8 protein-coding genes are annotated in these 12,186 nt (G+C 65.3%); 5 read left to right on the top strand and 3 right to left on the bottom strand.

Annotated features, from left to right (window positions below; genetic code table 11):
• Window positions 1-99: 99 nt before the first annotated feature.
• Window positions 100-696 (bottom strand): hypothetical protein, encoded by a 597-nt coding sequence (locus tag ACYOEI_RS07885; RefSeq protein WP_462848836.1) that lies wholly within the window; start codon window positions 694-696, stop codon window positions 100-102.
• A 433-nt stretch (window positions 697-1,129) separates the two neighbouring features.
• Window positions 1,130-4,195, bottom strand: coding sequence for a sigma-70 family RNA polymerase sigma factor (locus ACYOEI_RS07880; protein WP_462848834.1), 3,066 nt, complete (start codon window positions 4,193-4,195; stop codon window positions 1,130-1,132).
• Between the two features lie 398 nt (window positions 4,196-4,593).
• Between ACYOEI_RS07880 and ACYOEI_RS07875 the strand changes: the two genes are divergently transcribed.
• The gene (locus ACYOEI_RS07875; protein WP_462848833.1) at window positions 4,594-5,478 is read left to right on the top strand and encodes a carbon-nitrogen hydrolase family protein; all 885 of its coding nucleotides are present in this window, start codon (window positions 4,594-4,596) and stop codon (window positions 5,476-5,478) included.
• Between the two features lie 116 nt (window positions 5,479-5,594).
• Here the strand turns inward: ACYOEI_RS07875 and ACYOEI_RS07870 are convergent, their stop codons facing one another.
• Entirely contained in the window at window positions 5,595-6,089 is a 495-nt protein-coding gene (locus ACYOEI_RS07870; protein WP_462848832.1) for a pyridoxamine 5'-phosphate oxidase family protein, read from the bottom strand.
• 356 nt (window positions 6,090-6,445) lie between these two features.
• Between ACYOEI_RS07870 and ACYOEI_RS07865 the strand changes: the two genes are divergently transcribed.
• The 4 genes from ACYOEI_RS07865 to ACYOEI_RS07850 all read left to right on the top strand — a co-directional run bounded on the left by ACYOEI_RS07865 (window position 6,446) and on the right by ACYOEI_RS07850 (window position 12,135).
• A complete protein-coding gene (locus ACYOEI_RS07865; protein WP_462848831.1) occupies window positions 6,446-6,631 on the top strand; it encodes a hypothetical protein in 186 nt (61 codons plus the stop codon).
• Between the two features lie 84 nt (window positions 6,632-6,715).
• Complete coding sequence (locus tag ACYOEI_RS07860; protein ID WP_462848830.1) at window positions 6,716-6,865, top strand: hypothetical protein; 150 nt, start codon at window positions 6,716-6,718, stop codon at window positions 6,863-6,865.
• Between the two features lie 580 nt (window positions 6,866-7,445).
• Complete coding sequence (locus ACYOEI_RS07855) at window positions 7,446-8,837, top strand: efflux RND transporter periplasmic adaptor subunit (RefSeq protein ID WP_462848829.1); 1,392 nt, start codon at window positions 7,446-7,448, stop codon at window positions 8,835-8,837.
• 64 nt (window positions 8,838-8,901) lie between these two features.
• The gene (locus ACYOEI_RS07850) at window positions 8,902-12,135 is read left to right on the top strand and encodes an efflux RND transporter permease subunit (RefSeq protein ID WP_462848828.1); all 3,234 of its coding nucleotides are present in this window, start codon (window positions 8,902-8,904) and stop codon (window positions 12,133-12,135) included.
• Window positions 12,136-12,186: the final 51 nt, after the last annotated feature.

Genomic DNA, 12,186 nt, shown 5'->3' with positions numbered 1-12,186 from the left:
AGCAAATTGTGGCAAATCCGGTGGTCCATGCCTCGGGATGCAGGTCACGACCTCGAGCAGAGACGCGAGGCATAATTTTTGCGCAATCATCTGACGATCTCATCGCACCCGACCTGTCTTTCGCTCCCCATTCGGATGTTGTCCGTCGCTCGCCTCACCCAACGCGTAAAAAGTGCGGCCAAGCAGGCTACCTAGGAGGCCGAAGAGGATTGCCGCGAGGATGTGGCCAATTCGACGATAGTGGTGCAGATTGACCACCCGCCCGGTGTAGGGCGCCGTCGTTACGACGTTCCTGGTGCCGGGTACGGTCGTCGGCACCATCGGCGGCGGTTCGGTGCTCATCTCTCCGGCCGGGCCGCGATCGATCGTCATGACCGTAGGAGTGTTCGAGGAGGGCTGTACGGCGTCCAGCAACGCCTTGGTCAAGAAGGGCGGGGCCGTCACGCCGTTAGGCACGGGCCAGAGCCAGAACGTCGTCAAGAGATAGGCCCATCCGAAGATGCTGAAACCAAGAAAGGTCATCCGGGAACGGCCCCGGCTCGTGGCCACCCCGAGTAGAGCGGCGGTGAACAAGGTTAAGGTGAACGTGAAAAGAGCACTCGCCCAGAGGGCCGAGGCGGTACGGAGGCCTGCAAACCCGATGGCGAGCAAGAGCACCACGACCATCAGAGTCGCAATCGATGTACGAGTTTGCAACGGTGCCCCTTCGCGTCATTGGTGCCGTGACCGATTGCCTGTCAGGCTGTGATGACCTCAAGCTCACGCTGGGAGGATGGACCGTAACACATGACTGTTCGCCGGGACAGCCAAGCGACGGGGCCATTCGAGTCGAGAGTGGTGTTGCGCCTGACCCGGACCAGTACGTCGGTTCGGGAATGGTCGTCGCCACTTGTAAGGCACGGTTAAAGCGAGAGATCGGAGGATTTTTCAACAGATGACGCAGATAGGCACGGATTGCAAATTCAATAAAATATGATCAATCGTCAATTTTTTTTGAGTTCGAAAATCTGCGTTATCTGTTGATGGGTCTCCTTCTTCGTGTTATCCGAGTTCCATCCGTGGCAGAAGTGCGACCTCGATCCTGGATTCCCGGGACAGGTTGCTGGGGGTAGGGATGCGACGGCCTGCGTTATCGGGGTCCCGGGGGCGGTGGGTTCGCGTCGATCGCGGCCTTGTCGGCGTTGACCGGCCTGCCGAGCCGCAGGTCGCCCAGGTCGCGGACCTCGCCAGGGGTGAATTTCAAGCCCTCGAAGGCAGGTCCGCTGGGGAGGCCGACCCCCAGGTACAGCGTGGCGCCGTAAGATAGGCCGGGGACGAGCCCCTCGGCGCGGAAGCGACCGTGTTGGTCGGTGGTGACTCCCGGGAAGACACCGACCTCGGGATTGTCGCGGGCCGCGGAGTCTCGCTCCGTGTCCGACGTAATCGAGGCATTCGGTTGCGGCCGGCCTTGTGCGTCCACGACCCGACCGGTGACGCTGGCCCACGGGACCATCCGGACGGTGTAAGGGGCCTCGCCGTCGCCTCGGGCGATCAGGAGGCCGATGAGCGTGCGGTCGTCCTTGGTGAACGTGATCCGGCGGGCTCGGTCGGGGTGGAGGCCCGTGATCGGGATGGTCGCCGCGCGGAGCAAGGGCTGTCGTCCCCGGGCTGGCTCGTCCAGCCCGGTCGCCTTCGCGCCGACGACGGGCCGGCCTTCTGGATCGAGCAGGGTGACCGATCGGGGTTTGTCGATGACGACCGTGGTCGTGAGCTCCAACGGACCAGAATTCTCAGGCGGGTTGACGAGGAGGATCGAGGCATACCCGTGTTGGTCGACCCATGCGCCTCCATAGAACGTGCTGACGAAAAGCCAGTCGTGGTTGCCGTAGTGGGACGCCCGCTCCTCAGGAGTCCAGTCCATCTTTCCCGGCGCGAAGAAGGACTTAGGGTCGACGTGCGCCGGGCGATAGCCCGCCCTTCGGGGCGTCTCCACCAGGATGACACCCGGTCCCGGAAGCGCCACGCCTCGGTAGGAGCCGTCGGCCTGTCGAGCGGCCCTCGAGAGGGGCGACCCGGCCTGGGCCTGGACGTATTCGACCACCCTGCTGAAGGACGGATTCGGTGCGACCGCCGAATACGTGACCTCGGCCTCGACCGGACGGCCCGTCTCGTCATCGATCGTCAGGTGGAACGGGATCCCCCGGGGGCATTCCACGACGGCTTCGCCCGCGTCATTCACTCGGCCCTTGGCCAGGAAATAGGGTTGGCCCGGCTTCGGGACGGCCAGCACGATGTTTTCCGATTGAAATCGACCCAACTCCAGGAGCCTGCCGTAATGGAACTCCTTGAGATCCGCCGAGTTCCCCTCGAGGGCGAAGCGGCCTCGCGCATCGGTGACGTTCAGGGCGTCGCCCGTCTCGAGGGCCGAGATCGTCCTCAATCCGGGGCCGACCCAGACGTCAGGGAGTGGCTCGCCCGACGTCTTGTCTCGCACGACGCCCGTCACCGTCCGGCTACGCTCCATCGAGAGCGTAAAGCTGGCCCCATGGACGGCGTCCTCGTCGCGAGTCCCCGGGACCCCGGTATGGAAGTCCGTCGTCTCGCGGGTCATCACGACGATCGACCGTTCGACGACGCCCGGCCCCTGGATGCTCAAGTGGGCGAGCCGCTCACGACCCAGTCCCCCGAGGCGGAATCGGCCGTCGGCGTCGGTCTTCGCCTTGGTCGCCACACCGGGCAGTACGCTGGGCGTGCTGAGGCTCCGGTCGTAGTTGATCGAGCCGAACAATCCCAGGGGCCTCTTCAGCCTCTCCAGGTGGGCGTTCAGGTCTTTCTTCCAGGGGACGTCGAGGCCGGTCAGCTCGACGGTGGCGCCGGCAAGGGGTCGACCGTCGGGGCCGAGGATCCGGCCTCGGATCGGCACGTCGTCGCGCGGGAGCGTCATGGTCATGTCGGCCCCCCGGGTCGGGTCGAAGTGGGAGATGAACGTCGAGCCCCCCTGCCCCCAGGTCTTCATCCAGTCCGGCCCGTAGCCTTCGGCGGCGACCATCAAGAGGCCGGGCCGACGCGCGGGCAGGCCGTCGATCGCGGTGAACGTCAGGTCGTTGGCCGAGAACCGGAACTGGCCGCCCATTTCGGTTACGGCCCGTACGGCCCCCGGATCGGAGGGGACTGGGCTCCGGCGTGATTCGGTCCAGGGGAGGATGTAGACCTTCACGCCGTCGAGCGGCTTGCCCTCGCCGTCGACGACCTTGCCGGCGAAGAGTCCGGCCGTGGCGGGGTCGTCGGGGTCGATCGCCGACTGCCGCTCAATCCGGGCCCGAGGGGCATCGGGCTTGGCCGTCGGCGCTTTCGGTGGATTGTTTTTTGGAGGGCCCTCGGCCCGGAATCCGAGGACGGTGGTCCCCGTGGCGGCCCCGAGCGTGATCAGGGCCGCCAACGCCACCGGGAGCCTTGCCCCGAGCAGGCCGCGCGAGGCCTTCTCTGCCAGTCGCGCGGCGGCCGTGTGGGCGCCAGCCGCTCCATGGGCGGCCGAGCTTGCGACGTCGATCGCGCGCCGGAAGAGTCGTGACAGATCCTCGGACGGCGTCGAGAGGGTAGCGGGCCACGCCGGCATGAGCTGGACCCCGCGTCGGGAGAGCCGGTCGCGGAGTTGCTCCCTGGCGCGGGCGAGCCTCCCCGCGACCGTGCCCGGAGGACAGCCGATCGCCTCGGCCGCCTGGTCGCGGGTCAGGCCGTGGAGGTCGCATAGCAGGATCGGCATCCGATATCGTTCGGGCAGGAGGGCCAGCTCTTGCTGGACCAGGCGGCGGAACTCGTCGAGGGCGGGGTCGTGTGAACATGCGTCCGCCCCCGCGCCCGCCGCGACCCGCTCTCGCCTCCGCCGTCGCGACGCCTCGATCCGGGCCTGACGCGCGACGCGCCTCGCCACTCGGTAGAGCCACCCCGACAACGAACCCTGCAAGGGGAACGAGCCGGCCCGGCGCACCAGCACGAGGAACGTGGCCTGGAACGCGTCCTCGGCGTCGGAGGCGTCGTTGGGTCCGAGGGCCGACCGGCAGACGGACAGGACCATGGCCCCGTGTCGCGCCACGATCGCCGCGAACGCTTCGCCATCGCCTCGGTCGGCGAACCGTTCCAGGAGCTGCACGTCCGAGAGGCCCGCGAGCGGTCCCGCGGAGAACACGCGACTGATCTCGTCGAGAGCCTTCTTCATGGCCGTGACACCCCTCAGGTCTTCGGCCCCAAGGTGCTCGGGGCCCCTTCCATTCACCATCATGGGCGCCGGCGCGGTTCCTGATACGCTTTTCTTTGTCGGAAATGTCGACACCCCTCGCCGAACCCCACCGAGCCTTCGCCGGGAGAGCTCTGCACCACAAGGGCCCCAAGGTACCAAGGTACCAAGGGCGTATTCCGCAAGAAGGAATCCCTCTCGAGCTTCCTCTGGGCTCGCTTTGTCTCTTTGTGCCTTTGTGGTGAATCACCAACGAGGGCCAACGGGCCGGACCTGGATGGCCCCGCGATGCGGCTTTCGGTGTCGCACGATAGAATGGCCCGGCGATCACCATCCCGGACGGATCGGTGCGTCGGCCGGTTCAATCGCGAGATGATCGTATGCTCAAAGACGTGCGGATTGCCGCGGTGGCCGTCGATACCCAGCCCGGACGCCAGGCGGAGAACCTCGAGAAGATCTCCGTGTGGGCCGGGAAGGCGGCCTCCTCGGGCGCCCGGCTGGTCCTGTTCCAGGAGCTGTCCCTCTCGGGCTTCATCCCGAACCACCCCACCGGGGACCATGACTCCTGGCTCCGCGAGGCTTTGCAGCTCGGCCGTCGGATGGCCGAGCCGCTCGACGGCCCGGGTGTACGGCAGCTCGCGCGGATTGCAGGCGAGCACGACGTGATGATCTCCGCGGGCCTGCTCGAAGACGCCGGGAACGTCCTCCACAACACGCAGGTCCTGGTCGATCGGACCGGCCTCGTCGGGCATTGGCGGAAGATGCACATCCCGATGTATGAGATGCCATTTTACAACGGCGGCGGCGTGCCCGACGTCGTCGAGACGCCGATCGGCCGCATCGGCGCGAACATCTGTTTCGACACCTTGATGCCGGAGTCGACCCGTCTGCTCGCCATCGAGAACGCCGAGATCGTCCTCTTCCCGTTTGCCTCCGACCCGCCGCCGGTGACGCCCCAAGGGTGGGCCGATTGGGCGGGGACCGCGCTCCGGTCCCGTTGCATCGAGAACGGCGTTTATGGCGTCGCGTGCAATTATGTCGGCACGGTGACTTGTGCGTCGGTCCGTCAGTTCTTCCCGGGCGGAGGGATGGTCGTCGACCCCCGCGGCCGGATCCTCGAAGGCTGGACGGCCCCTACCGGCGAGGCGGGGATGTTGGTCACCGACCTCTCGGCCGACCTCCTCCGCGAGGCGAGGGCCGAGCCGGAGTACCTCTACCGCTTCCGCCGCCCCGAGCTTTATGGGCCGCTCGCGACCGTACGTTGACCTTCGCGATGCACGGATCGATGCCGAGGCTCGAAGAGTCGATGGCGAAGTGGGGTCCGAGATCGCAATCGCCCCGCGGGAGCGCGGGGCGTTCGCACCGCCCGCCCCGACTCGCGTTACAAAGTCACCTTGGCGTGGACCTTGGGGTCTTCGCCGACCTCGGGTCGGGAGCCGGTCAGGAGCGCCTTGCCCGCCTCGATCAGATACGTGACCCCGCTCGTCCCGCTGTTGTCCCAGTATTCGCCGGTCTGGCCGTCGACTCGCAGCAAGACGATGTTCGGGTCGTCTTCGCCTTCCGGGAACCAGACCTTCCATTCCAGCTTCCAGAGCCGAGCCACTCGCTCGCGATCCTCGACCGGCCTGGCCGTCCCGCTCAGGGAGACGAATTTGGACGCGGACTGCATCGTCACCAGGGCGTGCCCGTCCTTGGCAAGTTCGTCGATCTTCCCGGAATGCCGGTCCGAGAGGAACCACAAGGTCCCGTCCGCCTCCACCTCGGCGAGCGCCATCGGCCTCGCCCGAAGCTCTCCCTCAGCGGTCCGCGTGACCAGCATCGCGACGCCGAAGTCTTCAAGGAGTTCCCGCAGCTTCTTGTACGGAGAAGTCGTCATGTCTCTTCTCGGGAGCCGTGGATGTTGTCTCGATGACTTGAATTTTGGTGCAAATCTCGGGCCGACCCTCAGACTCACTTCGCGAAGCGTTCAGGGGAGGAACCCAATCCTCATTTTATTGTGGTCGAGAGGTTTTGATTTTAAAGATTTATTGATTGTTGTGGTTTGCGGAGAGTTTTTTTGGCTGCTTTCTGGCCGATTGGGGGGGGTTATGGGGATGACGGGGGTCTTGGTTGCTTTGGTTCCGGATGGAATCCTGAGACGTGATAAGTTACAGTGGATTCCGATGCGTCGTTTGGTGAAGAGCCTCGTCGGTATCGACCGATTTTTTAGCCGCTCGAGGTCATCTCTCGGTCATGGCTAGCGAAGATCCCATCCTGGAGCTTTCGAAGAAGCTGGGTAAGGAACGGCCGGCGATTCTGGCCGCGATCGCGTCGTCGTCGAAACGGCGCAGATCGCTCGAAGCGGCTCTGGAGAGGTTCACCTCCGAAGACACCAGTATCGTGGTCTTCGGGTCACTCGCCCGCCAGGATCGGCCATGAATTCCTGCGGTCGCTCGACTCCATGCGTTTCGACCCGGACGTCAGCCCTCAGATCTATGAGTTGACGCGAACGTATGGAGTTTTATGATGCGGCCATTCGGCTTCTCCACCGGGGCGTTGTCGCCAGGTGATTTCGATCGGGCCCTCGAGATGCTCGATGGTGTCGTCGTCGAGGCCATCGAACTCTCGGCCCTCCGCAATCGCGAGTTGCCGATCCTCCTTTTGCCACCTTGATCCGGTAATTCGACGGCATGCTGAGACGAGCGCAAATCGACTTTGATGGGCAAGCCTCGGTTTTCGGGTGCTGGTTGTAACACCTTAAAATGAAATGGTTTGTGAGTTGAGGGATTGGGGCGGATCGACTCTCTAGTGTCACCGAGGGTTGACTTCGAGTTAATCGCAACTAGCATAGTTGCAATTCGAGGGGCGAGACGAGAGAGGCGAGATAATCGCCTCGTGACTCTCGCCCTGATTGATTTCGGCCCCGATGGGGCGGCTGGGGTGTCAACGTCTTGGTGCCGGCTCAGATGCGAATGTGAGCGGATGGAGATTTGGAGACGTCTGTCGGGCCGAAGACGTTGACGAACCGGCGAAGTCGATTGTTCGGACGATTCGCGTCCCGTCGCGATGGCGGATGGGTGCGCATCGTCTGAAGGGAAGAACGGTGTGGCCAAGGGGTTCGGCCCTTCGAAGGGCCGGGCGAGACGCGTCGGCGGGGTTCCGCCGACGGCCGCGGATCGAGTGCGCACCTCGCGTGTTGTGGGGATGCGCCCGGGATCCCCGGCCGAGTTGCGATCCATCAGGAATCGATGCCATGACTCACGATCACCGACACCCCCCCGAACGGGTGAGTCGCATTCGCCTCGGCTCGTTGGCGGCGACGGCCTTCGTCGCCCTGGCCCTGGCGGGTTGCCAGAAACCGGCGGCCCCGATGGTGCCGCCGCCGCCCACGGTGGGCGTCGTCGAGGCCAGGCGGATGAGCGTGCCCGTGACCGTGATGCCGAACGGTACGACCCGCGCCCTCGAAGATGTAACGATCCGCGCCCGCGTCCGGGGCTTCCTGAGCGAGCGGCACTTCACCGAAGGGGCGCTCGTCAAGAAGGGGCAGCTCCTCCTGGTCATCGACGAGGAGCCTTACAAGATCGCCCTCCAGTCGGCGCAGGCGAGGCAATCCGAGGCCGAGGCCGCGCTCAAGAAGGCCGAAGAGTCGAGGGGCCGCGAGGTCACCGCCGCGGCGGTGGCGCTCGACCGGGCCCAGCTGTTCCTCGCCCAGGTCCAGGAACGTCGCAGCCGGATGCTCCTCTCCCGCAACGCCGGCACGGCCGAGGACATGGATAAGACCGAGGCTGACCGCCGCAAGTGGGAAGCCCAGATCGAGGCCGACCGCGCCAACCAGGATCAGGCCAAGGCCGACTACGAGGTCGGGCTCGCCTCGGCCCGAGCCCAGGTCGAGGCGGGGAAGGCGATGGTCCGCGACGCCCAGTTGAACCTGGGGTACTGCCGGATGCACGCCCCGCTCGAGGGGCGGATCGGCGAGGCGAAGGTCAAGGTCGGCAACCTCGTCGGCCCCGAGTCGGGCGGCGGCGGGGCGTTCACCGAGCTCGCGACGATCCAGCAACTCGACCCGATGGGCGTCGACATCCGGCTCAGCTCGCGAGACCTCGAGCGGACCACCAACCTCGTCCGCAAGGGCCTGACCGTCCGACTGACGCGCCCCGGGATCTCGGGCAATACCCAGCATCCCCAGGACGGGGTCTGCTACTTCATCGACAATACCGTCGACGAGACGACCTCCACGTTCCTGGCCAAGGTCCGGATGCCGAACCCCGGCGGTACCCTCCTGCCCGGCGAGTACGTCAAGTTGAAGATGGTCGTCGAGCATCTGGATAACGCCGTGGTCGTCCCGGCCCCCGCCGTCATGGAGACCGACACCGGCCCGGTCGTTCACATCGTCGACCCCAAGGGGAAGGTCGCCGTCCAACGCGTCGAGGCGGGCCTGACGTTCGACGGCCTGCGGGTCATCTCGAAGGGGCTCGAGTCGGGCGTCCCGGTCATCGTCGACGGCTTGCAATTGATCCGACCGGGGATCGCCGTGAAGACCGAGCCGGCCGTCCTCCCCCAGAGGATCACCGACCGCTTCAAGGCCTCCGAAGGCCAGGTCACCGACCGAGCGATCCCGGGTCAGGCGACCTCGCCGAAGTCCTGAGGCCGGGTCGCCCCGTCCCCCTCAGAAACATTTCCCCCGATCCCCCGGAGAGACCTGACGCGCCATGGTCGACTTCTTCATTCGACGGCCGATCTTCGCCACCGTCTCGGCCCTGTTGATGATGCTCATCGGCGGGATCTGTGCCTTCCTGCTGCCGATCGCACAGTATCCCCAGATCGCTCCTCCTCAGGTGCAGGTGACCACGACCTACACCGGGGCCGACGCCCTCAGCGTCGCGAGGACGGTCACCACGCCGATCGAGCAGCAGATCAACGGCACCAAGGGGCTGATCTACTACAACTCCGACAGTACCAGCAACGGTGTGTCGAACATCGTCGCGACCTTCGACGTCGGCTACTCGCAGGACATGGCCGCCGTCGACATCCAGAACCGCGTGCAGACCGCCCAGGCCCAGCTCCCCCCGGAGGTCAAGCAGTACGGCGTCTCGATCAAGAAGACGTCGACCGACATGGTGTGCGTCGTCAACCTGATCTCGCCCGACGGGCGTTACGACGCCAACTACCTGGACAACTACGGGCAGATCTACATCGCCGACGTGCTCAAGCGGATCAACGGCGTCAGCGACGCGAACGTGCTCGGGCGCAAGTACGCGATGCGGATCTGGATCGACCCCGACCGCCTCTCGAACATGAAGATCACGCCGAGCGAGCTGATCCAGGCGGTCCAGCAGGAGAACGTGCAGGCCGCGGCCGGCAAGATCGGCGGCCGGCCCGTCCCCACCGGGCAGGACTTCGAGCTCCCGATCACGGTCAAGGGGCGGCTCGAGAAGGCGTCCGAGTTCGAGGAGATCATCGTCAGGCGGCGCGACGACGGCTCCATCGTCCGCGTCAAGGACGTCGCCCGCGTCGAGCTCTCGTCCGAGAACTTCGAATCGGCCAGCTACATCGACGGCAAACCCTGCGGCGGCATCCTGATCTACCAGTACGCCGACGCCAACGCCCTGAACATCATCCACACCGTCCGCCAGGAAATGGACCGGATCAAGAAGAGCTTCCCCGAAGGGCTCGACTACACGATCGTCTACAACACGACCGATTATGTCGAAGAGAACATCAAAGAGGTCCAGCATACCCTTGTCGAGTCGTTCATCCTGGTCATGATCGTGGTCTTCGTGTTCCTCCAGGGGTTCCGGGCCACGATCATCCCGATGCTGGCGATCCCGGTCTCGCTGATCGCGACGTTCGCCGTCATGGCGGCCTTCGGGTTCTCGATCAACTCGCTCACGCTCTGCGGCCTGGTCCTGGCGATCGGGTTGGTGGTCGACGACGCGATCATCGTGGTCGAGAACGTCGAGAAGTTCCTGCATCGCGGCCTCTCCCCCCTGGCGGCGACCCGGGCGGCGATGGCCGAGATCACCACGCCGATCGTCACGATCACCCTGGTACTGGCGGCCGTGTTCGTCCCCGTGGCGTTCATGCCGGGGATGACCGGGATGCTCTACAACCAGTTCGCGATGACGATCGTCTTCTCCTTCGTCTTCTCGGCGTTCAACTCGCTCTCGTTCAGCCCGGCGATGTCGCGACTGTTCCTCCGCCAGAAGCATGGCGAGGTCCGGTTCTTCCTCTTCCGCTGGTTCAACGCGGTCCTGAGCTGGATCGAGAATTCGTACGACGCGGTACTCGAGTTCACCGCCCGGCACTGGTGGACGATCGTCGTGCCGTCGTTGGCCTTGCTCGTCATCACCGGCTGGATGGTCACTAACCGGCCCAAGTCGTTCATCCCGACCGAGGACCAGGGCTATGTGATTTGCGTCGTGCAAACCCCCGACGGCACCAGCGGCGAGAAGACTGCCGAGGTCATCAAGCGCGTCGAGGGACTCGCCCGAGGCGAGAAGGGGGTCTGGCACACGGTCGCGATCGAGGGCTTGAACGTCATCACCTCGACCAACCAGACGAACTGCGGCGTCGTCTTCGCGAGGTTGACCGACTGGCACGAGCGCGGGACGCCCGACCTGCGTGCGGCGGGCCTGGTGCCGAAGCTCCAGGCGAAGATGGCTTCGGTCCGGGACGCGATGGTGATTGTGCTCCAACCGCCGCCGATCCGAGGCTTGAGTCAGACGGGCGGGTTCGAGCTGATGATCGAGGACCGCTCCGGCAAGGGGGTCGACGCCCTCCAGCGGGTCGTCGACCGATTCCAGGACGAGGCCCGCAAGCGGCCCGAGCTAGCCGGCGTGTTCTCGACCTACTCGGCCCGGGTGCCTCAGCTCAAGTTCGACGTCGACCGCACGAAGGCCAGACGCCTCGACGTGCCGATCGCCGACCTCTTCGCGACGCTCCAGGCCAACCTCGGCGGCTACTACATTAATGACTTCGACCTCTACGGCAAGGTCTGGAAGGTCATGGTCCAGGCCGAAGGGGAGGTGAGGTCCAAGCCCGAGGACATCGCGAACCTCTACGTCATGAACCGCAAGGGCGAGCGGGTGCCCCTGAGCTCCCTCGGCGAGGTCCGCTACGCCCTCGGCCCGATCGACGTCCCCCACTACAACCTCTATGCCTCGGCCAAGATGAACGGCGGACCCGCCCCGGGATTCAGCTCGGGCCAGGCCCTCGTCGCGATGCAGGAGGTTGCCAACCAGGTCTTGCCCGAAGGGTTCGGCTACGAGTGGACCGGCACGACGTTCCAGGAGCAGAAGACCGGCAACACGGCGACGTACATCTTCGCCCTCTCGGTCGTCTGCGTCTTCCTGTTCATGGCCGCGTTGTACGAGAGCTGGATCCGGCCGATGGTGATCATCCTGACGGTCCCGCTCGCCACCTTCGGCGCGGTCGTCGGGCTCTGGCTCTACGACATGCCGCTCGACGTCTTCGGCCAGATCGGCCTCGTGATGCTGATCGGCCTCGAGACGAAGAACGCGATCCTCATCGTCGAGTTCGGCGTCGAGATGCGCAGGACTCGAGGGATGAGCATCCTGGAGTCGGCGAAGGCGGCGTCTCGCGAACGGTTGCGGCCGATCCTGATGACCTCGTTCGCCTTCGTCATGGGCGTGCTGCCGATGGCCAGGGCCACCGGGGCCGGGGCGTATAGCCGGAACTCGCTCGGCATCGTCATCGCGTTCGGGATCGCCGTGAGCACGATTTTGGGGCGGTTCGTCATCCCGATCTACTACGTCCTCGGCGAGCGGCTCATCGACTACTTCGGCCGAGGGAAGGTCGAGGAGGACGAGGGGCCGAGTGGGCACCATGGCCACCAGGTGGCCCATCACGGGGCCAACGGCCACGCATCACTCGTCGGTGCTGTGCCGGTGACGGCCGGGAGCGAAGTCGCGTCGGGGGTTTGAGCCCGAAACCCGGTTTTTCCTTGAAAACCGGGTTTCTGACGACTCGACGCG

This window comes from Singulisphaera rosea, assembly GCF_054877945.1.
Note: the sequence above shows the minus strand (reverse complement) of the source record. Positions and strands in the feature narration are given on the sequence as shown.

Coding starts and splice junctions, on each gene's coding strand:
- ACYOEI_RS07880 (WP_462848834.1), bottom strand. CDS start 4,195: ATGAAGAAGGCTCTCGACGAGATCAGTCGCGTGTTCTCCGCGGGACCG.
- ACYOEI_RS07875 (WP_462848833.1), top strand. CDS start 4,594: ATGCTCAAAGACGTGCGGATTGCCGCGGTGGCCGTCGATACCCAGCCC.
- ACYOEI_RS07870 (WP_462848832.1), bottom strand. CDS start 6,089: ATGACGACTTCTCCGTACAAGAAGCTGCGGGAACTCCTTGAAGACTTC.
- ACYOEI_RS07865 (WP_462848831.1), top strand. CDS start 6,446: ATGGCTAGCGAAGATCCCATCCTGGAGCTTTCGAAGAAGCTGGGTAAG.
- ACYOEI_RS07860 (WP_462848830.1), top strand. CDS start 6,716: ATGATGCGGCCATTCGGCTTCTCCACCGGGGCGTTGTCGCCAGGTGAT.
- ACYOEI_RS07855 (WP_462848829.1), top strand. CDS start 7,446: ATGACTCACGATCACCGACACCCCCCCGAACGGGTGAGTCGCATTCGC.
- ACYOEI_RS07850 (WP_462848828.1), top strand. CDS start 8,902: ATGGTCGACTTCTTCATTCGACGGCCGATCTTCGCCACCGTCTCGGCC.